General features: G+C 63.9%; 17 protein-coding genes. 2 read left to right on the forward strand and 15 right to left on the reverse strand.

Annotation, left to right across the window (positions count from 1 at the left end):
* Nucleotides 1-750 precede the first annotated feature (750 nt).
* The 11 genes from F8N66_RS14945 to F8N66_RS15000 form a co-directional block, all read right to left on the reverse strand.
* A complete protein-coding gene (locus F8N66_RS14945; RefSeq protein WP_150770890.1) occupies nucleotides 751-1,584 on the reverse strand; it encodes an SDR family NAD(P)-dependent oxidoreductase in 834 nt (277 codons plus the stop codon).
* Between the two features lie 11 nt (nucleotides 1,585-1,595).
* Entirely contained in the window at nucleotides 1,596-2,363 is a 768-nt protein-coding gene (locus F8N66_RS14950) for an SDR family oxidoreductase (protein WP_150770891.1), read from the reverse strand.
* A 224-nt stretch (nucleotides 2,364-2,587) separates the two neighbouring features.
* Nucleotides 2,588-3,823, reverse strand: a complete 1,236-nt coding sequence (locus F8N66_RS14955) for a helix-turn-helix transcriptional regulator (RefSeq protein WP_150770892.1) — start codon at nucleotides 3,821-3,823, stop codon at nucleotides 2,588-2,590.
* Nucleotides 3,824-3,995: 172 nt separating this feature from the next.
* Nucleotides 3,996-6,428 carry an efflux RND transporter permease subunit gene (locus F8N66_RS14960; RefSeq protein ID WP_150770893.1) on the reverse strand — a complete coding sequence of 811 codons (2,433 nt, stop codon included), beginning with the start codon at nucleotides 6,426-6,428 and terminating at the stop codon, nucleotides 3,996-3,998.
* A gap of 14 nt (nucleotides 6,429-6,442) precedes the next feature.
* Nucleotides 6,443-7,429 carry a WD40/YVTN/BNR-like repeat-containing protein gene (locus tag F8N66_RS14965; protein ID WP_150770894.1) on the reverse strand — a complete coding sequence of 329 codons (987 nt, stop codon included), beginning with the start codon at nucleotides 7,427-7,429 and terminating at the stop codon, nucleotides 6,443-6,445.
* 1,519 nt (nucleotides 7,430-8,948) lie between these two features.
* Entirely contained in the window at nucleotides 8,949-9,899 is a 951-nt protein-coding gene (locus F8N66_RS14975) for an OB-fold domain-containing protein (RefSeq protein WP_150770895.1), read from the reverse strand.
* Nucleotides 9,900-9,903: 4 nt separating this feature from the next.
* Nucleotides 9,904-11,115 carry a thiolase family protein gene (locus tag F8N66_RS14980; protein WP_150770896.1) on the reverse strand — a complete coding sequence of 404 codons (1,212 nt, stop codon included), beginning with the start codon at nucleotides 11,113-11,115 and terminating at the stop codon, nucleotides 9,904-9,906.
* Between the two features lie 93 nt (nucleotides 11,116-11,208).
* Nucleotides 11,209-12,876: a DUF1302 domain-containing protein gene (locus F8N66_RS14985; protein WP_150770897.1), complete on the reverse strand. Its 1,668-nt coding sequence runs from the start codon at nucleotides 12,874-12,876 to the stop codon at nucleotides 11,209-11,211.
* A gap of 67 nt (nucleotides 12,877-12,943) precedes the next feature.
* Nucleotides 12,944-14,023: an MBL fold metallo-hydrolase gene (locus tag F8N66_RS14990; RefSeq protein ID WP_150770898.1), complete on the reverse strand. Its 1,080-nt coding sequence runs from the start codon at nucleotides 14,021-14,023 to the stop codon at nucleotides 12,944-12,946.
* A complete protein-coding gene (locus F8N66_RS14995) occupies nucleotides 14,016-15,869 on the reverse strand; it encodes a long-chain-acyl-CoA synthetase (RefSeq protein WP_150770899.1) in 1,854 nt (617 codons plus the stop codon). Before F8N66_RS14995 ends, F8N66_RS14990 begins: the two co-directional genes overlap by 8 nt.
* Complete coding sequence (locus tag F8N66_RS15000) at nucleotides 15,866-16,951, reverse strand: alkene reductase (RefSeq protein WP_150770900.1); 1,086 nt, start codon at nucleotides 16,949-16,951, stop codon at nucleotides 15,866-15,868. Before F8N66_RS15000 ends, F8N66_RS14995 begins: the two co-directional genes overlap by 4 nt.
* Nucleotides 16,952-17,207: 256 nt before the next feature.
* Here F8N66_RS15000 and F8N66_RS15005 point away from each other — a divergent pair, with 256 nt between their 5' ends.
* Both F8N66_RS15005 and F8N66_RS15010 read left to right on the forward strand, forming a co-directional pair.
* Entirely contained in the window at nucleotides 17,208-18,536 is a 1,329-nt protein-coding gene (locus F8N66_RS15005) for a spinster family MFS transporter (protein ID WP_150770901.1), read from the forward strand.
* Between the two features lie 71 nt (nucleotides 18,537-18,607).
* Nucleotides 18,608-19,042, forward strand: coding sequence for a nuclear transport factor 2 family protein (locus F8N66_RS15010; protein ID WP_150770902.1), 435 nt, complete (start codon nucleotides 18,608-18,610; stop codon nucleotides 19,040-19,042).
* 95 nt (nucleotides 19,043-19,137) lie between these two features.
* On the opposite strand, the gene F8N66_RS15015 is transcribed toward F8N66_RS15010, so the two are convergent.
* The 4 genes from F8N66_RS15015 to F8N66_RS15030 all read right to left on the reverse strand — a co-directional run bounded on the left by F8N66_RS15015 (nucleotide 19,138) and on the right by F8N66_RS15030 (nucleotide 23,622).
* Nucleotides 19,138-19,545, reverse strand: a complete 408-nt coding sequence (locus tag F8N66_RS15015; protein WP_224790475.1) for an EthD domain-containing protein — start codon at nucleotides 19,543-19,545, stop codon at nucleotides 19,138-19,140.
* 23 nt (nucleotides 19,546-19,568) lie between these two features.
* The gene (locus F8N66_RS15020) at nucleotides 19,569-20,333 is read right to left on the reverse strand and encodes an SDR family oxidoreductase (RefSeq protein ID WP_150770903.1); all 765 of its coding nucleotides are present in this window, start codon (nucleotides 20,331-20,333) and stop codon (nucleotides 19,569-19,571) included.
* 132 nt (nucleotides 20,334-20,465) lie between these two features.
* A complete protein-coding gene (locus tag F8N66_RS15025) occupies nucleotides 20,466-21,848 on the reverse strand; it encodes a DUF1329 domain-containing protein (RefSeq protein ID WP_191622994.1) in 1,383 nt (460 codons plus the stop codon).
* Between the two features lie 91 nt (nucleotides 21,849-21,939).
* Complete coding sequence (locus F8N66_RS15030) at nucleotides 21,940-23,622, reverse strand: class I adenylate-forming enzyme family protein (RefSeq protein WP_150770904.1); 1,683 nt, start codon at nucleotides 23,620-23,622, stop codon at nucleotides 21,940-21,942.
* Between the last annotated feature and the right edge of the window lie 734 nt (nucleotides 23,623-24,356).

A 24,356-nucleotide genomic window follows, 5' to 3' on the forward strand; every position in this document is an offset into this window, starting at 1 on the left:
TTAGGGTTTCGCTCTTACAGCGAGTCACTTGGAAAAGCCCCAAGTAACCAAGGGCTCTTGCCCCTGGCGTTCGGTGCCTCGCTGTGGCTCGGCATGCCCTTGCTCCAGTCCTGCTCCGTGGGCCCGCCGCGATGGGCCATCCATGGCCCAGCGCGGCTAAACCGGCATCCATGCCGGTTTACCCACTGCGCAGAACCTCCACTCGGCCTCTCGAGGGGGCAAGAAAATCAAAAGCCAAAGCAACAGCAAAAGCGAGGCGGCCTTAAAGCCGACCTGATTGCACTTTTGTCGTCGATCCCATTGTGGGAGCCAGCCTGCTGGCGATGGACTTCCAGGCAACGCGTTCATCCAGACAGGGCGCGTTATCGTTGACGTCCATCGCCAGCAGGCTTGCTCCCACAGGGGATTGGGGGGATCTGCGAAGATCAGGTCGGCTGTCAGGCCGCCTCGCTTTGGCTTTTGATTTGGGTGCCCCATTAACCACGATGGCCGAACGCAGGCATTGCGCAGTGGGGAAACCGGCAGGACGCCGGTTTAGCCGCGCTGGGCCAGGGATGGCCCATCGCGGCGACCCACGGAGCAATGCCTTCGTTCGGGCATGCCGAGCCCTAGCGAGGCACCGAGTGGTGGGGCAAAGCCTTTTGGTTCCTTTTTGGCGTTTGAAAAAGGGACTCGCCGTAAGGGCGAAACCATAAGTGGCCGTTACCAAAACAATGGATATGTACACGGTAAAAACAGTCGATCACTGGCCTAACGCCAATCAGCAACAATCCCATGCTCCAACGCAAACGGCTGAGCCGCAATGGTCCTGCGTTGAAACCCGGGCGCCTGTTCAGCAGTAGCCAACCACAACATCACCGCCGCCGGCACGTGGGGCGGAGCGCTGCCGGACCGCAAAGCGATCAACCCCTTGTCACCGATGGTGGCCTTCAGGGCTTCAGTGGTGACCACCCCCGGATTCAGGGTGTAGGCGCGAACGCCGGCCTCGCCCAGTTCCGTGCTCAGTACCCCGGACAAGCGCGACACCGCCGCCTTGCCCGCACCGTAGGCATAACCCCAGCCGCCCTTGCCCGCCGCCACCGGTGGATCGCTTTCGCCGGCGCCGGAGGTGACGTTGATCACCACCCCGCCACCGCGCGTGACCATGTGTTCGGCCACCGCCCGGGTCAGCAGGAACGGTGTGAGGATGTAGCCCTGGAACATCCGCTCCAGGGTTTGGGCCTGCAGGTCCATGAAACCGGCGTTGAGGTCGCTGCCCTGGTAGATCGCGTTGTTGATCAGCACATCGATGCGCCCGTACTCGGCCAGCACCGCCTGGCAGGCGGCCAGCGCCGAGTCGCTGTCGAGCAGGTCCATGGGCACCACGAGCACCCGGCAACCGAGTTCTCGCAGCGCCCGGGCGGTGCCATTGAGGCTGCCGGCCAGCGGCGCCCCCGTGGCGTCGCGCAGGGCATGTTCATGCTGCTCACCCTCGTTGAGGGTGCGGGCGCTGATGGCCAGGTCGAAACCGGCGCGGGCAAACGCCAGCGCCGCCTCGCGGCCAATACCACGGCTGGCGCCGGTGATGAATGCCACTTTGTTCATGTCGATTCCTTTCAGAAACGCGGGGCACGGACCATGGCGTCGATGCCGCCATCGACGAAGACCACGCTGCCGTGGACAAACGAGGCTTGCGGCGATTGCAGGAAAGCCACCACCGCGGCGAGTTCATCCGGACGCCCGGAGCGACCCAGGGGCGCGACGAATTCGCGGGTCGCCTGGCCAAAGCGCGCATCGTCCAGCGACGCCTGGTGCAACGGGGTTTCCACCGCGCCCGGCGCTACGACGTTCAGACGCATGCCCTGCTTGCCCCAGCGCGTGGCCAGGTTGCGGACATGGCCGCTGATGGCGTTTTTCGAAGCGGCATAGGCCGCGTGAGGATGGCCCAGGGTATTGGCCAGTTCCAGGGCCCGGGCTTCGTCACCCGCGATCATGGCGTCGACCATCGGCTGGCCGTCGGGCCCCGAATGCGTCGCCGACACTGAACCGATCACCAGCGCCGCCGGTTGTTGGCTCCTGGCCAACGCGCCTTGCAGACCGTCCAGCAACTGGCTGACACCAAAGTAATTGACCGCCAGGATCAGCCCGCAAGAGGGTGCCGTGACGCCCACCCCGGCGCAGCAGATCAGTCCGTCGAGCACCCCTCCGCTGAGTTCAAGCACTTGCGTAATGGCCGCGTCGCGGCCTTGGGCGGTGGACAGGTCGGCGTTGACTTCGGCGTTGCTGCGGTCGATACCGATGACCTGATGCCCGGCGGCGCGCATGGCGGTGGCGACGGCGGCGCCGATGCCCGAGGCGCTGCCGGTGATGGCTGTAATTGGCATAGTGGTTCTCCGTGATAGGTCCGCCCAGTATCGGCAGGGGGATCGCGGGACGGCATCGTCTATGCGGACTAAAAATCGGCGAGGTGGGCGATCCGTTCTGGAAGGGCCGGGGTACATCTGTTATTGCGCGTTATCGTTCTTCGCGGGCAAGCCACGCTCCCACGGGTCATGCGCCGTTTTAAAGCGGGCGCATGACCTGTGGGAACGTGGCTTGACTTGCAGGGTCAGGCCTGGCGATACATCGGCACCGCCAGTTGCGGCGGCGGCACCTTGATTTTCTCCGGCACTTTCAACGCCAGCCTGGGTTTGCCCAGGGCCACCACGCTGTTGAGCATGATCCGCACCAGCTCGGTCTGGCGCCGTACGCCGGTCTTGGAGAAGATCGAGCGCAGGTGCGCCCGCGCGGTGTTGCGCCGGATGTTCAAGACCTCGGCCGCCTCCTCCAGTGACAAGCCATTGGCCAGTTCCATGGCCAGGGCGGTTTCGGCCTTGGTCAGGTTGAACAGCTGCTTGGTGACCACTTCGCTGGCCAGGGATTTGCTCGACGCATCGCGGATGTACACCAGCGCCGCCGGCTGGCCCTTCTCCTCGGCCCAGTCCAGGGACGGAATCGATTCCACCACCACGCCGAGGTTGACCAGCCCCGAGGGACGGGTCACCGACATGGCCTCGGCGCTTTTCGGGGCGTCCAGGATGAACGCGGCGCGAATCAGGCGTTGCAGCTCACGGTTGTCGCTGGGATAAGTCGCCTCCAGGCGCCCGCCCACCAGTTTCAGGCCGTCGGAACGGGCGAGGATTTCCTGGGCCACCGGGTTGACGCGCAACACGCTGCCGCTCTCGTCGAGCACCAGGGTGGCCACCGACAAGCGGCTGATGGCCTGGGAATACAACTCGCTCAACGACTCGCTGCGATCGAGCAGGTTGTGCAACTGCGAGGCCCGGCGCAGGTGCGGCAGGAACAGGGCGCACAGCGCCCGCTCGTTGGCGGAAAAATTGGGGGAACGCTTGGGCCGGGTGATACGAAAGCGCAACTTGCCGCCGTCCGGGGTGGAAATGTCGGCGCCCATCACGTGGTACACGTCGTTAGGGCCGCAGAATGCCTTGAAGTAGGCGCTGTGCTCCCACTCCGTGGACGTCATGATGTCATCGACCGTGAATACTCGATCCGGCGGCTGGTTGACGAACGGCGTGTTAGTGCGTGGATAAGCCATGTAGTTGACATCGCCGGCGCCTTCAATATCGCCGGCCATGATCATCACGCCCATGTCCGGTTGGTCCGGCACCCGCAGGATCAGGGTGGCGTAGTTGGCATCGTAGAGTGCCAGGAAACTTTTGAGGGCGCTGGCCATCAGTTTCGGATCATGGGCGCCTTCATAGATCTCACCCACCAACTGGTTGTAGCGGGTGAGGTCCAGGCCAAGGCTCGCCAGGGCTTCAGGGGTCAATACAACCTCTTGCATAGTCTTTCCTCGCTCGGGTAAGGGCAGTGCCCTTCCCTTGTTATTTTTATAATTTCGGCCAGGGAGAACCTGAGTTCTCCCTCTTAGACTGCTTGTTGCCCACGGGCCCGCTCAGACTGCCCGTGGATCAGTTTCCCTATCGCCCGCCTGCCTCGCAATAGGCGGCCAGGGTTTATTTCCCGCTACCGGGTTCACGCGCCGCCGGGCTGCCCTTGAGCCGGAACTGGCCCTGGGTGGCCGCTGGCTGATGAGCCCGCACGGTGACCAGCGGCCGTCCGCGATTGAACCAGGCCGCCAGCGCCGGCAGCAGGAAAATCGCCCCCAGCACGTTGACCAGGAACATGAACGACAGCAGCACCCCCATGTCCGCCTGGAACTTCAGCGGTGCGAACGCCCAGGTGCAGACCCCGATGGACATGGTCACCGCCGTGAAGACCGCGGCCGTCCCACGTTGACACATGGCCTGGTAGAAGGCCTCGCGCAGGCTGGAACCGCGCAGCATTTCGTGCTGGATGCGTTCGTACAGGTAAATGCCGTAGTCGACGCCAACACCCACCCCCAATGCCATGACCGGCAAGGTGGCGACTTTCAAGCCGATCCCGAGCAAAGTCATCAGCGCGTTGCACAGGATCGCGACAATCGCCAGCGGCACCAGTATGCACAACACCGCGCGGATCGACAGGAAGGTCAGCCAGCAAAACAGTGCCACCGATCCGAATAGTGCCCCCAGCATGATGATTTCGGCGCGCTTGACCGCCTCGTTGGAGGCCGCCATCACCCCGACATTGCCACCGGCCAGGAGAAATTCCACCTGCGGCGAGCCGACCTCGGCAATGATCCGTCGGGCTTCATTGATGGCATGGCTGACGGTGCTGCCTTCGTGGTCGGCCAGGAACACCAGGATCTGCATCTGCTGGCAGCCGTCGGTCACCAGCCCGTCATCCGGCATGTAGGCCCGCGCACCCTGGCTCAAGCCACGGGGCGAACCCGGGATCGCCGCCCAGCGCGGATTGCCTTCGTTATTGCCGGCGATCACCCGCTTGCCCATGTCCGCCACGCTCTGGATCGACTGCACGCCCGTGACCGTGCGCATGCGGAAATCGAACGCTTCCACGGCTCGCATCACGGTGGGCGACAGGCAGCCTTCCTCGACGCCCTTGACCTGGACGAACACCGACATCACATCAAGCCCGATGGAATAGCTGCCGATGATCTTGCCGTTGTCCTGGTTGTAGCGCGAATCGGCCCGCAGCTCCGGCGCGCCGGCACCGATATCGCCCACCGCCAGGTCGCGCGCCTTCCAGGCGCCGGCCAGCAGGAGCACCAGGCTGATGGCGAACACGCCGAGGGCAGGCCCCGGTTCGGCCAGCGCCGACAGTCGCCACCACAGGCGATGCCGGCCCGCCGGCCGCGATTGCGCCCGGCGCAACAGCGCAGGCTCCAGGCGCAGATAGGAAATGATCACCGGCAACATCAGTTTGTTGGTGATGATCATCAGCATCACGCCGATGCAGGCCGTCACCCCCAGTTCATGGACGATGGGAATGTCGATCAGCATGATCACCGCGAACCCCAGGGCATTCATCAGCAAGGCCAGGGAGCCTGGGATGAAGATCTTGCAGAACGCCGAGCGCGCCGCCTCCTTGGAGCTGCCGCCGGCCAGCACGTCCTGCTTCCAGGCATTGGTCATCTGCACCGCATGGGACACGCCGATGGAGAAGATCAGGAATGGCACCAGGATCGACATCGGATCGATGCCCAACCCCAGCAGCGGCAACAGCCCCAGCAACCAGACCACCGGCAGCAACGCCACCAGCAGCGCCACCACGGTCAGGCGCAGGGAGCGCGAGTACAGCCACAGCAGCAAGCCAGTGATCACAAAGGCCACGACGAAGAAACCGATCACCGTGTTCAGCCCTTCGACCACATCACCCACCAGCTTGGCGAAGCCGACGATATTGATCTCGATGTCGGGGCTGTCGTACCGGGCGCGGATCTCTTCCAGGCGCTTGGCGATCTCGACATAGGACACCGGCTGGCCGGTCTTGGGGTCGGTGTCTTGCAGGTCGGCGCGGACCATGGCCGACTTCAGGTCGTTGGCCACCAGGCGCCCGACCTGTCCGGAAGCCGCGGTGTTGCTGCGCACCTGCGCCAGGTCCTCGTGGGTGCCGCTGAAGCGCGGTGGCACCACCACGTCGCCGAAGAACCCTTCCTCGGTGATTTCGATGTAGCGCACGTTGGCGGTGAACAGCGACGTCACGCTGGGGCGGCTGACCCCGGAGATGAAAAACACATCGTCGGTGACTTTGCGCAGGGTCTCCAGGTACTCGGCGTTATAGATGTCACCCTCGCCTTTCCAGCGCACGTTGACCAGGAAGCGGTTCGCGCCGGTGAAATAGCGGCTGAACTTGAGAAAATTGACCATGTATTCGTGACGCACCGGGATCTGTTTGTTGAACCCCGGATCCAGCTGAGTGTGGGTAGCGCTGTAGCCCAGGCCGAGTGTCACCAGGACAAACAGCAACAGCAGTCCCTTGCGCCAGGCCATCAGATGGTCGGCGCATGTTTCGACGCAACGCGTCACCCAGTGTTTACCTTGATTCATTGCCTGCCTCTCATTTACCGGGTGACCTGAGTGGTCACTAGGGCAGCCACGCTGCCACCTGATCCCTGCAATACACCGCGCTCGCCACCGACCAGCAGGCGCGAGCCAATCATCGTCGCCGAGGTCAATGTGCCGAGCCCGGCCAGGCGCCCGACACCGACCAGCGCGCCCTGTGCATCCAGGCGCACCACCGAGCTGCCGGCGCCGACGATCACCAGCCCCGAGTGATCGGGCAGCAGCGCATGCCCGTACAGCGGCAACTGGTTCCCGACGTTGATCGGCGTCCAGCTGTCGCCGAAATCGTGGCTGACGAACACGTGCCCACGCATGCCGTAGGTCACCCAGTTGTCCGCGCTCAGGCGCACGATGCCGAACAGCGAGCCGCTGTAGAACGCCGGCAGGGTTTGCCAGTGCTGGCCGCCGTCGGTCGTGCGCAGCACCAGGCCCTGCTCGCCCACCAGCATGCGCCGGCCATAGTCGCCACCGGCCATGCTGTTCAGGTGGGCGCTGTCGATGTCCAGGGTTTGCGGGGTCCAGGTCTGCCCGCCGTCCAGGGATTGATAGAACTTGCCGAAGCTGCCGAACGCCATGACGTTGTCACCACCGCCGCTCCAGATCCCCAGCAGGGGCTCGCCCAGATCACTGTCGTAGCGGATTTCCTGCCAATGGCTGCCGGCGTCGGTGGAGCGCAGGATCAGGCCGTCATGCCCCACCGCCAACAGGCGCTTGGCGTCCAGGGCGACCAGGGCGGTCAAGGTGGCCTCCCGTTGCGGGGTGACGCTGGCGGGCTGCCAACTCACGCCCTGGTCGTCGCTGAGCAGAATGCTGCCGCGCTCGCCCACGGCGACCACCCGCGCACCCAGGTTGAGCAGGCCGTTGATCTGCACCCGGTCCGGGCGCGTGGCCAACACTTCGGTTTGCGGTGGAGTCTTGGGGGAAAAGGTGTAGCCAATGGTCAAGGCGACCACCAGGCAGACCAGGTAGCCGATCACAGAGCGCATGAGCAACGCTCCTGATCGGGGCACGCGTGCATAGGGCAAGTCATAGGGCCAATCCTCTTGTTCTTGTCAGGCGCCAGGGCATGCGAGGCAATCGAATCGGGCGTTGCCTCCAGGGCAATAGTCGGCGCACGGACGGGGTGACACATCGTCCAAATGGCTTATGCAATGGCGCAAATGGCATAGCGGTCTGGAGCTGGCTTTTGCGGATGTACCCACCCCCCCTGTGGGAGCGAGCCTGCTCGCGAAGGCGGCCTGATAGCCGACCTGTCTTTTGTTGACTGAGTGCATATCCATTGCTGCGGTAACGGCGACTTAGGGTTTCGCCCTTACGGCGAGTCACTTGGAAAAGCCCCAAGTAACCAAGGGCTCTTGCCCCTGGCGTTCGGTGCCTCGCTTGAGCTCGGCATACCCTTGCTCCGGTCCTGCTCCGTGGGCCCGCCGCCATCGGCCATCCATGGCCGGGGGCGGCTAACCCGGCGTCCTGCCGGGTTGCCCACTGCGCAGAACCTCCACTCGGCCTCTCGAGGGGGCAAGAAGATCAAAAGCCAAAGCAAAAGCGAGGCGGCCTGAAAGCCGACCTGCTTTTCGCTCCGTACACATCCCCTTGTGGGAGCGAGCCTGCTCGCGAAGGTGGTCCAGACACCGAGGTCATCCAGACAGGTCGCGTTATCGTTAACGTCCTTCGCGAGCAAGCTCGCTCCCACAGGGGAACGCGTACACCAGCCAAAGTCAGGTCGGCTTTAAGGCCGCCTCGCTTTGGTTTTTGATCTGGGGCGCCCCGTTAAACCACGCTGGCCGAACGCAGGCATTGCTCCGTGGGTAAACCGGCAGGACGCCGGTTTAGCCGCGCTGGGCCAGGGATGGCCCATCGCGGCGACCCACGGAGCAATGCCGGAGAGAGGGCATGCCGAGCCAAAGCGAGGCACCGAGTGGTGGGGCAAAGCCTTTTGCTTCCTTTTCGGCGTTTGGAAAAGGGAGTCGCCGTAAGGGCGAAACCATAAGCCGCCGTTACCGCAGCAATGGATATGTCCACCACTCCCTGTAGGAGCGAGCAGGCTCGCGATGGACGCCCAGACACAGCGATCATCCAGACAGGTCGCGTTATCGTTAACGTCCTTCGCGAGCAGGCTCGCTCCTACAGGGGATTGCGTACACCAGCCAAAGTCAGGTCGGCTTTAAGGCCGCCTCGCTTTGGCTTTGGCTTTTGATCTGGGCGCCCCGTTAAACCACGATGGCCGAACGCAGGCATTGCTCCGTGGGTAAACCGGCAGGACGCCGGTTTAGCCGCGCTGGGCCACGGATGGCCCATCGCGGCGACCCACGGAGCAATGCCTTCGTTCGGGCATGCCGAGCCAGAGCGAGGCACCGAGTGGTGGGGCAAGAGCCTTTTGGTTACTTTTGGGCTCTTTCAAAAGTGAGTCGCCGTAAGGGCGAAACCATTAGCCGCCGTTACCGCAGTAATGGATATGTCCACCACTCCCTGTAGGAGCGAGCACGCTCGCGCCCACAGGGCAACGCATCAGGCGAGATACAAAATCACCAGGTCGTTGATCACCGACGGCCGGTCCTGGCCCACGACGTGGGTGGTGAGTTCCAGGGTCAGCTGTGTGCCGCGGGCCGACAGGTCGACTTTTTTCACCCGCGCCCGCGAATGGATGCGCGAGCCGGCCGGCACTGGCGCCGGGAAGCGCAGGCGGTCGGAGCCATAGTTGATCTGGGTGGTAAAGCCGCTGATCTCGAAGCCCAGCGCCAGTTTCATCCGCGATTGCAGCACCTGTACCAGCGCGCCGTGGGCGATGGTGCCGCCGAACGGGCTTTGCAGGCGTGCGCGTTCCGGATCGGTATGGATCCAGTAATCGTCACCCGACAACTGCGCGAAGGCGTCGATCAGCGCCTGATCGACCACCACCACGTTGCTCCAGTCGCTGAACTGGTCGCTGACCAGGGCTTGCAGCGCCGGCCCGTCGTTGAGGTCGATCTGCCGCACGGGCGCTTGCTCCGGCGCGGCGGGTGCCGGCTCGCTGTCCTGCGCTGGCAACGCCTCTAAACTCGCCACTTGTTTGTCGACCCCGGTGAACCGCAGCAGTCGGTTGCCCTTGGCATCGACTTCGGCGAAGACCGGCTGCAACGGCATGCCGATGCGGATTTCGTCTTCTTCCAGGCCCACCAGGTTGGTGTTGATGCGCACCCCTTGGGCCAATTCGACCACCGCCAGTTTCTGCGGCATTTCGTCGATAAAGTCGGGCAAGGTGGCAATGCGCGTCACGGTGTAGCTGTACAGCGTCGCGCTGCCGTCGACTTCGCGCCAGGCCAGGTCATGCTCCAGGCACACCGGGCAATGCCGGCGCGGGTAGAAGTTCCAGTGCGCGCAGGCGTTGCATTGCTGGATCAACAGGCGGCGAGCCTTCAGGCCCTCCCAGAACGGTGCGGAGATCTGCGTCGCGACCGGCATCGGTTTGTTGTTGGACATGTGCTTATGCTCCCTGAAGTATCAATGCGCCCTGCTCGCTCATCACGCCGCCGGTGCCGGAAACGTAGACGTTGTCGCAGCGCCCCAGTTGGCGCTCGCCGGCCGTGCCGGCGATTTGCGTGACCGCCTCGATCACCTGGCTCATGCCACCGGCCGAGGCCGACTGGCCGAAACTCAGTTGCCCGCCGTGGGTGTTCATCGGGAAATCGCCACGCCAGGTCAGGTCATGCTCACGCACGAAGGCCATGCCCTCGCCCTTGCCACAGAAACCGGCGTCTTCCAGGGTCAGCAAGGTGGTGATGGTGTAGCAGTCGTAGATCTGCGCGGCATCGACGTCCTTGGGCTTGAGCCCCGCCATGGCAAAGGCCCGCTCGGATGCCGGGCCAATCGGCGTGCGCAGCATGTCCTCGGCATACGACGGCGACTTGAACGCCAGGTGTTCGCCAAAACCGGTGATGAAGGCCGGACGCTTGCGCGACCGTGCCGCCACTTCCTTGTTGGTGATGATCATCGCGGCGCCACCGGCCACCGGCATGACGATCTCCAGGACGTGCAGCGGGTCGGCGACCATTTTGCTGGCCAGGACCTGTTCGATGGTCAGCGGCTGGCCGTAGAACATGGCTTGCGGGTTGGCCAGGGCATTGGTGCGCTGGTCGACGGCGATCTTGGCCATCGCCCGCTGGTCATAGTCGTACTGCGCGGCATACCGCTGGGCGATCATCGCGTAGCCAGTGTTCTGGCCCATGTGCCCGTAAGGCAGGTCGAACTCGGCTTCGGGCGCGCCGAACGCCGTGCTGTGGCCACCGAAACGCATCGACCGGGCCATCCAGCCGGGGTCTTCGTCGGGTCCCAACGGCGCCATGCGTGCGGGGATCACGCACAGCACGGCCTGGCACAGCCCCAGTTCAATGGCGGCGGCGGCGCGCCAGACCATGCCCACCGACGTGCAACCGCCCAGGTCCACCACTTCGGCGAAGTTCAGGCGCAGCCCCAGGTATTCGGCGGCCATCGCCGGGACGAACACCGAGGCTTCATGGAAGTGCGGGCCATTGATCACCAGCCCGTCGAGGTCCGACGCCTTGAGCCCGGCATCACGCAGGGCCTGGGCCGCCAGGTCGGCGACCTGTTCGAGGTGGAACATGCGGGGTGCGGTGGAATATTTTTCCGGTTTGTATTGTGCGGTGCCAACAATGGCTGCCTGCCCTTTGAGCCCCATAGTGCCTCCATGCCCGGGCGTGATGCCCAGGCCATTTCCAGGTGGTGTTGAACGTCCGGGCGCGCCATGGCGACCCGGACCTTGTGTGGTCGATCAGAAGGTGTATTTCATCGAGAACGTGGCGTAGTCGCGGTCAGCGAACGGACGCTTGATCGGGTCCGCTTCGCCCAGGTAACCGACATAGGTCAGGCCCATTTCCAGGTTGCCCAGGTACTTGAAGGTGGTGCCCACGCTCAGGCGTCGGTCGCCCGCCACGCCGGAGATGCTTCCCGCCATGGGTGTCGAGCCGCTGAACACGTTGGAGAATCGCACCGGCACTTCCAGATCCCAGCCTTGGAAAACTCCCGGATAACTGAACGATGCCCCCAGGGTGTAGGCGCTGGAGGATTTGGTGCGAAAACCTGCGGCTGTGCTGTAGGTGTAGTCATTGGAAGGTGCCACCAGGGGTGCCACGGAGGGCAGAAGGTTCAGGCCTTGCAGGTTGGGCGCCGCCGAAGTGGATTCGACGCTGTCGACCTGCACGCGGATGATTTCAGCCGTCAGGCTGGTCTGGCTGGCCCAGGGACGGTCGCCCAGGATGCGGATCGCCGACAACTGCATTTGCTGGCCCTTGCCCTTGGCCGGCACCGCGCCAAGGCCGGTATTGACCATCACCGGCGCACCGTCGCGGTACGACCATTCGGCGCCGACCTGGGTATCGCCAATCTTGGTCGAGGCGCTGATGCCGGTCAGCTTGATGTCCTCGAAGTACTTGATCCGATAGCCGTTGATGGCAAAGGCGTTACGGCCGCCACCGACCGGCAGCGGGTCATAACCGACCAGGGCGGTCGCCGGGTTCTTGTCGTGGTAGTTGACGTGGAACAGCGACAGCTCGACGGCCGGCACCGGGCGATAGCGCATTTGTACGCCCCACTGGCCGCCGTCGCGCGGTTCGTCGGTGCCGCGGTACTGCACCTTCTGGCCGTTGGCATAGATGAACTCGCGACCCGGCCCCACCACGTCGCTGCCCGACAGGTAGCTGCCCACCGGTGGCAACTCGGTGCCCTTCCATTCGTATTGCACATAGGCACCGAAGGTCAGGCTGGGGTTGAGGCGGAACGAACCGGAAAACTGGCCCACGGGCAACAGGATTTCCTTGACCTCCACACCGGGCTGGGAGGCTTTGACCGCATCGGAAGGGTTCTGCACACCGTTGACACCCGGGTAGTACAGGCTTTCGCCCCAGGATTCGATGTGCCGCCCGGCCTTGACGTCGAGCATGGTGTCGTTTTCGAAGCGCCAGCCGCTGAACACATAGGCATCCAGCAGACGGGTACGACCGCCGCTGTAGTAGCGGGTATCGCTGGTGAACTCGTCGTTGCGCCCGTTTTTGTTCACGGTCGCCGGCGAGTCGTTATCGTTCTCGCGGTGGTAGACGTCGTCGTAGAAGGTACTGCCACGCACCACGGCGCCGTAGTTGTCCTTGCGCAGGATTATTTCACCCAGCGCGCCCACACGGTTGGTGGTCAGGCCGCCGCGATCGAAGTTGCGATTGGCATCGTCGGCGTTGATCGTCAGCAAGCGATCGCTCTGCTTGCCGGTGCGCACACCGACGCCATAGCTGGTGGTCACCGACCAGTCCATGGTCAAGCCGTTGTCGAACTCGATCGTCTCACCGGCCCACACCGGCGTGGACGCCAGTGCCATGGCGGCCGCCAGGCTGGTGACTTGAAACGCGCTTGAAGCCATGACCGTCTCGTTATTGTTGTTTTTACTGATCACACTGACTCTCCTGAAGGGCAACTGACTGGCTGCCTGGAATGTTCAACACTGCTGCCGTGCCGTGGGCTCAAAACACCTTGAGTGCCGCGCACGCTCCCCTTACAGCACTCCGGTAGCGATACCGCCCCCGGTCCTCTTCCCGCTCCAGCGACCCTTCGGCCACCAGGTAGTTGGCATGGGCCAACGTTTCGCCAAGCGCCATCAGTTCGTCGAAACGACCCGACAGCCTGGGGAACATCACGGCCATCAGTTCGAGCACGGTGCGCGGCTCGTCACAGTGGGCCAGCAACAGCGCCAGGTGCGCCCGGTGGTGGGCGTCCAGTTGGTCCAGGCGCTGATGCAGATTGAAGAACGGCCGTTCGTGCGCCGGCAGCACCAGCACGCTGTCGGGCAAGCCGCGCAAGTGCTCGATGGAATCGAGCCAGTCGCGCAGCGGGTTGGCCAAGGGTTCGGTGGCATGCACGCCGACGGTGGACGTGATGCGCGGCAACACCTGGTCGCCGGAAATCAGCAAGCCGTCATCGGCGGCATACAGGCAGGCATGCTCCGGGGAGTGGCCACGACCAATGACCACCTGCCAGCGGCGACCGCCGATTTCCAGCACGCTGCCCTCGCGCAGACGGCGGTAATGGTTCAGCGGCGCCGGCAGGAAATGGGCGTTGCTCATTACCGCGAACAGCTCGCTGCTCTGCTCGTCGCTGACACCGGCCTTGCGGTAGAAATCGAGAAAGTCCCAGCCCGGCGGCTGATCGGCGGGAAACCTGACGTGCAACGACTGGAACTCGCTGGCGGTCATGTACACCGGGCACTGAAAGCGCTCCGACAGCCACGCGGCCACGCCGGCATGGTCGGAATGAAAGTGGGTGCAGACCACCGCCAGCAGCGGCAGGCCGCCACAGACTTCACTCAGTACCCGGTCCCAGACTTCGCGGGTCTGGTCGGTGTTCATGCCGGTGTCCACCACCACCCAGCCATCGGTATGGCGCAGCAGATAGAGGTTGATGTGGTCCAGGCGAAACGGCAGCGGCATGCGCAGCCACCACACGCCCGGCGCCACTTCGCGCACCTGGCCGGCGTCCGGGGCCTGCGGCCAGGGATAACGCAGGCCGCTGCGCAGTTCGTGACCGTTGTGGTCGAGATCAGTCATGGCGGGGCACCGCGAAAGGCGTCAGGCCGGCCCGCGCCAGGGCCTCCACCGACCAGGGCACATAGCTGCGGGCCTGATCGTCGCGGATGAACAGCGGATCGCTGCACAGCTGCGGGCAATAGCCCTGGCGCTGCAGATCGACCTTGCGCAGCTTGTAGCTGGCCGTCAGGTCCGCCGCTTGCGTGACCCGCACGAACACCGGGGCCGCATAGCGTGGCAGGCGCGATTCGGTCAGGGCGTACAGGGCGTCGGGATCGAACGCCTGGCCGGCCTGCATCAGCACGGCGGCCATGCCGGCGCGACCTTCGTGGCCCGGCACCTGGACGCCGTAGATATTGATCAGTTCCAGGCCCGACAGATCGCCCAGGGCATCGGCCACTTCCTGGGTCGACACGTTCTCGCTTTTCCAGCGGTAGGTGTCACCGATGCGGTCGACGAAGTAGCAGTAGCCGTCGGCGTCCTCGCGCAGCAGATCGCCGGAACTCCACCAGGCATCGCCTTCGCGCAGCACGTTGCGACGGATCTTGCTCTCGGTGGCCTCGGCTGAGGTGTAGCCCTCGAAACGCCCGCCACCAATCTCCGGGTGATCGACGATGAAACCCATCGCTTCGCCGATCTCGCCCACGTTGCACACTTGATAGAAGCCGTTTTCATCGCGCGGGTGACAGTCGTTTTCCACGTCGTAGCGCACCAGGCGCACGTTGGTTTTGTTCCAGTCCGGCACGCGACCGCAAGAGCCGAAATAGTTGTCGACGTTGATGATCGCGGCATTGGCCTCGGTGGCCCCCCAACCCTCGAACACCTGGATCGGCCCGAAGCGTTCCAGCCAGCGCTGCCAGGTGTCCGGCGACAGACCCGCACCGAGCATGCAGCGCAAGCTGTGCTCACGCTCGTGCGCCTGGACCGGCTGGTTGAGCAGGTAGCGGCAGATTTCGCCGATGTACTGGAAGATGCTGATGCGGTGGCGCGCCACGTCGTTCCAGAACTCACGCACGCTGAACTTGCGCCGCACCACGATGGCGGCCCCGGCGCGCAGCGCGGTGGAGGTCACCGAAGTGGCGGCCGCCCCGTGATACAGCGGCAGGCAGCAATAGAACACGTCTTCGCTCGTGGCCTTGAGGGTGGTTTCCATCACGTCGCCGGAGGACATCCAGCGCATGTGGCTGTAGCGCGCGGCCTTGGGCAAACCGGTGGTGCCCGAGGTGAAGATCAGCAAGGTCGGCGACTGCGCCTCGATGTGCGCACGGATGTCGCGGGGGAACGGCGTGCGCGGGGCTTTCTCCAGGCGCGCGTCGAAATGCCCGTCGATGCCCTTGGGCAGTGCGCCCGCCCAGGTATTTTCCGGGTCGCGTATCAGCCAGCACGGCAGGTCCGGAAAACCTTCGGTGGCCTGCACATTGGCCAGGCATTCCTCACCGATCACCAGCGCCTTGGCGTCGGTGGTCTGCAACGCGTGCAACAGCGGGCGGCCGCTGACCTGGGTGTTGATGAAAGCCACCACCACCCCGAGCTTGACCAGGCCGAACCAGGTGCAGAAAAACGCCGGGCGGTTTTCCATGGCCAGGGCGCAGACATCGCCGGCGCGCAGACCGTTGGCATAAAAGGTGTGGGCCATCTGATTGGCCCGCGCATCGACTTCGGCGTAACTCAGGGTCTGCTCGCCGTAGATCAGGAACGGCCGTTCGCCCAGGTCGCGGGCCTGTTGTTCCAGGCGGTCGGCCAGGGTGTAGCGGTCGCGCGGCTTGATCATGCCGGCGGCAGCCGAACGCTGGTCGAGAAGTGCCTGGGTCTGTTCACGAGGCACAGGGCGGGCCGGCACGACACCGGTCAGGTCATTCAGGTTCATTGCGCCAGCTCCTGGGCGATTGCTTGATAGGCGGGGTAATCCGAGTAGCCGGCCGAGCCCGGCGTGTAGAGGGTCTTGCGGTCGAACCGGCTGAGCGGCAGGCCACGCTTGAGGCGCTCCACCAGATCGGGGTTGGCAATAAAGTGACGACCGAACGACACAGCAGCCCCCTCGCCCGACGCGAGGGCGGCACTGGCCGAAGGGCCGTCGAAACCATCGTTGAGAATCAAGGCGTGCGGGCTGTGCTGGCGCGCCAGGGCGAAGGCATCGAGATCCGCCAAAGGCGAGCGCATGATGTGCAGGTAGGCCAGGCCCAACGGGGCCACGGCCTGGCACAGGGCCGCGGCGGTTTGCGCCGGATCGCGGTCGTCGATGTCGTTGTAGGGGTTACCGGGGCACAGGCGAAAGCCCACGCGGCCGGCGCCGATCGCATCGGCCATGGCCTCGATCACTTCCCGGGCAAAACGCACACGCCCCGCCGCGTCACCGCCATAGCTGTCGCTGCGCTGGTTGCTGCCCGAGGCCATGAACTGCATGGGCAGATAACCGCTGGTGCAATGCAGCTCGACCCCGTCGAAGCCGGCCTGACGCGCATTCAAGGCGGCCTGGCGATAGTCTTCGATCACCTCGCGAATGCCTTGCACGGTCAGCGCCTGTGGCTCGTCGGTGTCCACCAGGCCCGCGGTGTCGCTGTACACCTGGGTCCGCGCACGCAGTGCCGAAGGCGCCACCGTGGCGGCCCAGGCCGGTTTGTTGTGACGGCTGGCGGCGCGGCCGACATGCATCAATTGCAGGACGATGCGCCCGCCCTCCGCGTGCACCGCGTCGGTGACCTGCCGCCAGCCGGCGATCTGTTCGCCACTGTAGATCGCCGGGGTGCGGCAATAGCCCAGGCCGCTGCCGGACGGCGCGGTGCCCTCGGCCACGATCAACCCGGCACTGGCGCGCTGGCGGTAGTACTCGACCATGGCGCTGCCGGGCACCGCATCGGCAAGGGCGCGGCTGCGCGTCATGGGGGCCATGACAATGCGATTGGCCAGTTGCAGTTCGCCCAGGGCGACCGGCTCGAACAAGACGCTCATCTCAATTCCTCAGCTTCTTATTGTTTTCAGGCGGTCGCAGGGCTTGCCACAGCGTGGGCAAGTACTGACACACCAGCGGATATGGGCTGAATGATTGACGTTGAGCGCGTGGGAAACATCGTCCGACAAGACTAGGTCGGCTATGGTGTGGGGCGGCTTGTCTACAGCGGCAAAAGATGGTCTGAACGGACGATGAAAAAAAACCGCAGCGCACCGAGCATTCGCGTCAACTAAAACAAAACCGGGAGCACCCGCAGTGAATCATTCCCCCCCCGTGACATGGCGAACGCACTACGCGCTGTTCGTGCTGGCCAGCATCTATGTGTTCAATTACATCGACCGCCAGTTGATGGCGATTCTGATCGAGCCGGTGAAGCTGGAATTCGGTATCAGCGATACCGGCATCGGCCTGCTCTCGGGGGTGACCTTCGCCGTCTTCTACACCGTGTTCGGCTTCCCGATGGGGCGATTGTCGGACCGCGTCGGACGCAAGCCCGTCATCGCGTTCAGCTGCATCGCCTGGAGCCTGATGACCATGCTCTGCGGCATGGCCGGCAATTTTCTGACCCTGGTGCTGGCGCGAATCGGCGTGGCCGTCGGTGAGGCCGGTGGCACGGCGCCGTCGGTGGCCATGGTTTCGGACCTGTACCCGGCCAATCGCCGCTCCACCGCGTTGTCGGTATTGATGCTGGGTTCCAGCCTGGGGGCAATTGTCGGCCTCGGACTGGGTGGCTGGATTGCCCAGCACCACGGCTGGCGCTATGCGTTCCTGCTGATTGGTGCGCCGGGCATCTTCCTGGGTTTGCTGCTGTTGCTGACCGTGCGCTCGCCCACGCGCGTGACGCCCGTGAACACGGTCGCCGAGCAGCAGGACGGCTGGCTGAAAACCCTGGTCGAGCTGCTGCGCATGCCCTCGTTCCTGTTGCTGGTCCTTGCCGGTGGGGCAGCGGCCATCGCCGGTTACGCCGTCGGCACCTGGAGCCCGAGCTTCCTGATCCGTTCCCACGGCCTCAACCTGCAACAGGCCGGTTTCCTGCTGGGCGTGGTGGGCGGCACCGGGGCGACTGTCGGCACGCTGATCTGCGGCATGCTCACCGACCGCCTGGCGCGGCGCGATGCGGGCTGGCAGATCGGCGTCCCGCTGCTGGGCACGCTGATCAGCATCCCGTTCGCCCTGGCCTACTTCCTCTGGCCGCAAGGCATGGCATTCCAGCTCGGGAGCATCGCGGTACCCCAGGCGTTCCTGTTCTACAGCGCCTTCGCCTTCTTCGGGGTGTGGTGGGCAACGCCGTGCCTGAGCGCCATCACCCACCTGTTCCCGGCCTCGCGGCTGGCCCAGGCCACGTCGATTTTCCTGATGTCCATGACCTTGCTCGGCGTGGGCGTCGGGCCGTTGTTCGTCGGCATGCTCAGTGACTTTTTCGTGTCGACGATGGGCGGTGAGTCCCTGCGGTATGCCCTGGCCTCGTCGGTGTCGATGCTGGCATTGGCCAGCGTGTTCCTGGCCCTGGCGCTGCCGCGTTATCGCCAGCAGATCAAGCACCCTGCCGTGCTGCCCGCACCGATCCGGTCCGTCACGGCCTGAGCCCCTTCCCCACCCCCCTGCGCCGCTGGACACCTGTCAGGTTCCAGCGGTTTTTTTTATGGAGGATTGCCATGAGTAGCAGCGCCGTACAGATCAGCAACCTGCTCTACCGTTACGCCGAATGCCTGGACAGCGGGCAACTGGTCGAGGCCGCCGAGCTGTTTCGTCATGCCCGGGTCAAGGTCAAACACCAGGGCGATCCGATAGATCACACGATGCTGCTGGGCATCTGGCAACAGCGTGTCAAGCGCTACGCCTGCGGCACACCGCGCACCAAACACCTCATCAGCAACCCGATCATCGACATCGACGAAGCGGCCGGGACCGCGACAGTCAGGTCCTGTTACACCGTGCTGCAGGCGACAGACGCCCTGCCCCTGCAAGCCATCGCCGCGGGGCGTTACCACGATGAGTTTGAACGTGTGGATGACGCATGGCGGTTCAGCTTCCGCGATTATTCGCAGCTGGAAATGATCGGGGACTTGAGCCAGCATTTGCTGATGTAGAAACCATGAAGCCCGACAGGCTTGCACCTGTCGGGCTTCAACTGGCCTGGCTTAACGTGGCCGGTCTTGCATGCCAGCGCTGCAAGGATTACTTGTCAGGCGATGGGGCTGGTCTTTTCCTCGACCACAAACATGCGTGTCGCACTGCGATCAAACACATTCGCTTCGTCTTCGGCAATGCGCCGAGCGACGTCGGGCTTGGCGTTCTCAGCCAGGAAGACGTCATACGCGGCACGATCTTCAAACCAGATTTCGGTCACCACATCAAAATCGATTGGCGAAGTCTTCGACAGGAACGCCCCCTCCAGATCGAGAAAATTGCGCCGATACTGCACGATGCCCGGGAACAGGCTTTTGATCAGGGGGGCATGATTATTTTCATAATAATCAATCAGCTGATCCCGGCTGAGATCCGCTCTTTTCTTCAGCAAAGCAATGCATTTGTACATGTCATTCTCCAGTGACCATTTGAAGGCGTTCACTGCGCCGGCAATGAATGCCACTTTTTCATCGCTCGATCGACGCGTCAGAAGCGCGTCGGACGCACCATCGCATCCATGCCGCCATCGACAAACACCACGCTGCCGTGGATGAAACTGGCCTGGGGCGATTGCAGGAAGGCCACCAGCGTGGCGATTTCTTCAGGTTGGGCAAAATGCTTCAAGGGTGCAGAGAAGTCGCGCACCGCCTGGCCGAACCGCGCATCCTCCAGGGACGCTTGATACAGCGCAGTTTCCACGTTGCCCGGTGCTACCACATTCAAACGGATGCCCTGCTTGCCCCAGGCCACGGCCTTCTGCCGGGTGTTACAGGTGACCGCATATTTGGAGCAGGCGTAGGCGGTCTGTGGCTGACCGAGGGTATTGGCCAGTTCCACGGCCCGCTCTTCGTCGCCGGCCAGCATGGCCGCCACCATCGGCTGATCGGGATTGGCCAGGGTTGCAGCGACAGAGCCAATCACCAGCGCCGCCGGCTGCTGGCCTTTGGCCAAGGCATCAACCAGGCCGTCAAGCAATTCGCTGACACCGAAGTAATTGACCGCCAGAACGATACCGGGCGACGGCGCGGTCACACCGACTCCCGCGCAGCAGATCAAGCCGTCCAGCACGCCGCCACTGTGCTCAAGCACGCTGGCGATGGCCGCCTGCCGGCCGGCGTGGCTGGACAGGTCGGCAATCACTTCGGCGTTCGCCCGGTCGATACCAATGATCCGGTGCCCGGCGGCGCGCAGCACTGCGCAGACGGCAGCGCCCATACCGGAAGCGGAGCCGCTCACAGCTGTAATAGGCATAGGGTGTTTCCTCGCTCAGTCAACATCAGGTGGGCAACGAGCCTCAGGCGCTCGTCGTACCGACACAATCGTCATAAAAAAAGCCTCGCCGTTGGCCGGCGAGGCCTTTAATGGTTTCGTGTCACCAGTGCCTTAGCGACCGGTTGCACGCGCCGCATCGGCGGTGTACTGGTCCGGGGTGAACTTGCCTTCGTTGAGAATCGGGCCCTTCTTGGACTCGTTGGTCATGCCGTAGCCGGTGTACTGGCCCGAGTTGAGGTCCATGAAGAACTGCGAACCCGATTGCCAGCCGCTCATGTCCGGGTGGTAGTAGTAGTTGGCCATGGCGTGCTTCCACAGCTGCCCGCGGGCATCGTAGTTGTCCGCCATGACGGCGTTCCAGAAGTCCTCGTCGAGGAACAGCACGCGCTTGCTGTAGACGTGGCGATAGCCTTCCTTCAAATCGGCTTCCAGCACCCACACCCGACGCAACTCATAGCGCATGAAGTCAGGGTTGGGATGGTTAGGCGTGAGGATGTCGGCGTACTTGACGGACGCCGTGTTGGCTTTGTACGCGTTGGCCGGGGCGTAGATTTCACGTTTGCCGATCAGCTTCCAGGTGTAGCGCTCCGGCGAGCCGTTGAACATCCGGTCTTCGTCGATGGTCATGGTGCCGTTGGTGCCGATCATGGGCTGATCGAAACCGAAGCCCGGCAGTTGCCGCACGCGCCGCGTCGACGGGCTGTAGGACCAGGCCTGACGCGTACCGGTGCCAAAGTTGTACGGTTCGTGGGCAATGCTCATGGTGCCGTTGTCCCGGGCCGGCTTCAGGGTCGTGTTGTTGCTGTAGGACACAATCAAGTCTTCGCTTTTCGAGTCGACCGTCGGTGAGCTGCCCATCGCCATGTTACGCGCATAGGCCCGGCCCCATCCGATGCTGCCGTTGGGCAGGACCGACGCCAGGTCGGTGGTTTTTTCCTCGGTGTAGGCTTTTGCCGACAGCTGATGGTTCCACAGCAGTTCCATACCGTTTTTCGGGATCGGGAACGGTATCAGGCCGATCCCGGTGAAGCCGGCCCCGTCATTGACCAGCTTGGCATGCAGCGCGTTGTCCATCACGCGGCGGCAGATGTAATCGGGGTAACTGAAATCCCGGTGGCCGGGGTAGATGTTCATCTTGTAGGTGGTGGGGTATTTCTTCAGCAGGGCCTTCTGACCTTCGGTCAGGCGCGACTCGTACTGGCTCATGTTCTGCGCGGTGATCACCAGGATCGGCTTCTCGTCAGCGTAAGGATCAACCGGCTGGTCACCGGAGAACTTCACATGATTCCAGCCCGGCACTTCGCCCAGGTATTTGCCGGTGTACGGCGGGATGGTGCCTTCGGCGTTGCCCGCCTTCTCGGCGCCGACACAGGTCAGCTCCTTGCCCAGTCTGGCGGCTTCCTGAGGTGACACCTCGGCGTGCGCATAACCCATCAGCCCGCTATTGGCTGTGACTGCGACCGCGAGCATGAGACCTGTTCTTGTTATTTTCATGTATTGCCTCCTTCGCTGATAAGGCTTGGTGTATGGACACATTGTTCGTTTTCCGCCGGCCCCCACATCGTCCGGAAAGACTACGCAGGCGTCATGCGCCCAACTTTTCTTGCAGTTGCGCCTTGAGGACCTTGCCGGTGGCATTGCGCGGCAAGGGTTCGAATACCCGATAAACCTGTGCCGGCACTTTGTAGGCGGCCAGGCGCTCGGCGATGAACCCGCGCACTTGGGTTTCCTGGGGCAGTGTCGAGGCCTGGCCATGCACGGCCAGCCCCACGGTTTCACCCAGCAACGGGTCGGCGATGGCGAAGGCAGCGGCCTCCAGGACGCCGGGCATATCGAGGATGCAGGTTTCGACTTCCGCGGCGGAGATCTTCTCGCCGCCACGGTTGATCAACTCCTTGACTCGGCCGGTGATGTGCAGGAACCCTTCTTCGTCGAGGTAACCGATATCGCCGGTGTCGAGCCATCCGTCGCGCAGGCTGTGCGCGGTGATCTCGGGCAGGTTCCAGTAGGCGCTCATCAGGGTCGGCGAACGCAGCCAGATCACCCCGGGGGTGCCCGCCGGTTGGGGCTGGCCGGGGTTGTCGCCGATATGAATATCGACAATCGGCAACGCCCAGCCCGCCGTGGCCGGTTTGTAGACGAACTGGTCGCCGCCAATCGCCGCGCCGATGCCGTTGCTTTCGGTCAGGCCGTAGCCGGCACCGCCGATCACGTCGGGCTTGATCCTGAGCATGTCGTCGAGCACGTTGGCCGACGATGCGCCGCCGCCCAGGCCCAGGCCGAACAGGCTGGCGGTGTGCTCACTGCCGAAGCGCGGCGAGGCCAGCAACTGCTGAATCATCACCGGCGCCCCGTTGAACTGGGTGCAGCGCTCGTCGCGGATCAGGTCGATGGCGCGTTCGACATCCCACTTGTACATCAGCATCAAGCGGCGGCCACCGCGCAGGGCCGACAAAAACTGTGCGTGCAGGCCACTGACGTGGAACAGCGGAACGGCCGCCAGGGTCGTCGGCGCAAAGCCGCTGTTGATCACCACGCCAATCCGCTCGGGCGAACTCATGGCGCAAAACGCACCCTGGAATTCCAGCGCGGTCAGCGCCTGGCAAATCGCCCGGTGGCTGGACACGGCGCCCTTGGCACGGCTGGTGGTCCCGGAGGTGTAGAGAATCAGCGCCGATGCGTCGGGATCGATGTCCAGCGTCGGCAACGGCAAGGCCGGGGCGCTGACCAGATCTTCGAATCGCAGGCCGTACTCGGGCAACGACCCTGCCTGGGCCCCGACGACAATCGTGGCCCGCTGTTCACGGACCAGGTCGTCGTGCAGGACATTGAGGCGCGCTTCATCGCACAGCAGCAGGCGCGAACCGCTGTCCTGCAACGCGTATTGCAGCTCATCGCGCAGGCCCCAGCTGTTGAGTGGCACACACACACCGCCGCAGCGCTGGATGGCGGCGAAGGCCACCAGCCACGCCGGCTGGTTACGCATGGCAATCGCCACCCGCTCGCCCGGTCGCACGCCAAAACGCGCGACCATCTGCCCGGCCAGGCGGTCGACCTGATCGAAGAACTGATTGAAAGTCAGGCGTTGCGCTTGCCAGACCAGAAACTCACGGTCGCCATGGGCCCGGCCGGCGTCGATCACCTGCAACAGGTCGTGGGGAGCGTGGCGGAAGTAGCGTGGAGCGCCGTCATCCGGCGTCACCACTTCAAAGGGCGAGCCGGGGGCGATCAGTTGTCGCCACACGGTTTGCCAGCGTTCAATGCTCATCTTTTTATTCTCCAGAACAGCGAAAATTCCTGTGGCTGCGGGCTGCACCTTCCACATCCTCATTGCCTGACACCCCGCCTTCGCGAGCAGGCTCGCTCCCACAGGGGGTTGGGGCGTATGCAGGTACCGCGTACACCCCCGATCCTTGTGGGAGCGGGCTTGCTCGCGAAGGGGCCGGCACTTTCAATATCTTCATCGCCTGACACCCCGCCTTCGCGAGCAAGCCCGCTCCCACAGGGGGTTGGGTGGATGCGGATACCGGGTACGACCGAGATCCTTGTGGGAGCGGGCTTGCTCGCGAAGGGGCCGGCACTTTCAACATCTTCATCGCCTGACACTCCGTCTTCGCGAGCAAGCCCGCTCCCACAGGGGGTTGGGTGGATGCGGATACCGGGTACGACCCAGATCCTTGTGGGAGCGAGCCTGCTCGCGAAGGGGCCGGCACTTTCAACATCTTCATCGCCTGACACTCCGTCTTCGCGAGCAAGCCCGCTCCCACAGGGGATTGGGTGAATGCGGATACCGGGTACGACCGAGATCCTTGTGGGAGCGGGCTTGCTCGCGAAGGGGCCGGCACATCCAACATCTTCATCGCCTGACACCCCGCCTTCGCGAGCAAGCCCGCTCCCACAGGGGGTTGGGTGGATGCGGATACCGGGTACGACCCAGATCCTTGTGGGAGCGAGCCTGCTCGCGAAGGGGCCGGCACTTTCAACATCTTCATCGCCTGACAC

Source organism: Pseudomonas fluorescens, assembly GCF_902498195.1.
In the GTDB taxonomy this organism is placed as follows: Bacteria; Pseudomonadota; Gammaproteobacteria; order Pseudomonadales; family Pseudomonadaceae; genus Aquipseudomonas; species Aquipseudomonas fluorescens_BU.

What these genes read in the sequence shown, in the direction of transcription:
- F8N66_RS14945 (WP_150770890.1), bottom strand. Translation starts at nt 1,584, where the DNA reads ATGAACAAAGTGGCATTCATCACCGGCGCCAGCCGTGGTATTGGCCGC.
- F8N66_RS14950 (WP_150770891.1), bottom strand. Translation starts at nt 2,363, where the DNA reads ATGCCAATTACAGCCATCACCGGCAGCGCCTCGGGCATCGGCGCCGCC.
- F8N66_RS14955 (WP_150770892.1), bottom strand. Translation starts at nt 3,823, where the DNA reads ATGCAAGAGGTTGTATTGACCCCTGAAGCCCTGGCGAGCCTTGGCCTG.
- F8N66_RS14960 (WP_150770893.1), bottom strand. Translation starts at nt 6,428, where the DNA reads ATGAATCAAGGTAAACACTGGGTGACGCGTTGCGTCGAAACATGCGCC.
- F8N66_RS14965 (WP_150770894.1), bottom strand. Translation starts at nt 7,429, where the DNA reads ATGCGCTCTGTGATCGGCTACCTGGTCTGCCTGGTGGTCGCCTTGACC.
- F8N66_RS14975 (WP_150770895.1), bottom strand. Translation starts at nt 9,899, where the DNA reads ATGTCCAACAACAAACCGATGCCGGTCGCGACGCAGATCTCCGCACCG.
- F8N66_RS14980 (WP_150770896.1), bottom strand. Translation starts at nt 11,115, where the DNA reads ATGGGGCTCAAAGGGCAGGCAGCCATTGTTGGCACCGCACAATACAAA.
- F8N66_RS14990 (WP_150770898.1), bottom strand. Translation starts at nt 14,023, where the DNA reads ATGACTGATCTCGACCACAACGGTCACGAACTGCGCAGCGGCCTGCGT.
- F8N66_RS14995 (WP_150770899.1), bottom strand. Translation starts at nt 15,869, where the DNA reads ATGAACCTGAATGACCTGACCGGTGTCGTGCCGGCCCGCCCTGTGCCT.
- F8N66_RS15000 (WP_150770900.1), bottom strand. Translation starts at nt 16,951, where the DNA reads ATGAGCGTCTTGTTCGAGCCGGTCGCCCTGGGCGAACTGCAACTGGCC.
- F8N66_RS15010 (WP_150770902.1), top strand. Translation starts at nt 18,608, where the DNA reads ATGAGTAGCAGCGCCGTACAGATCAGCAACCTGCTCTACCGTTACGCC.
- F8N66_RS15020 (WP_150770903.1), bottom strand. Translation starts at nt 20,333, where the DNA reads ATGCCTATTACAGCTGTGAGCGGCTCCGCTTCCGGTATGGGCGCTGCC.
- F8N66_RS15025 (WP_191622994.1), bottom strand. Translation starts at nt 21,848, where the DNA reads ATGAAAATAACAAGAACAGGTCTCATGCTCGCGGTCGCAGTCACAGCC.
- F8N66_RS15030 (WP_150770904.1), bottom strand. Translation starts at nt 23,622, where the DNA reads ATGAGCATTGAACGCTGGCAAACCGTGTGGCGACAACTGATCGCCCCC.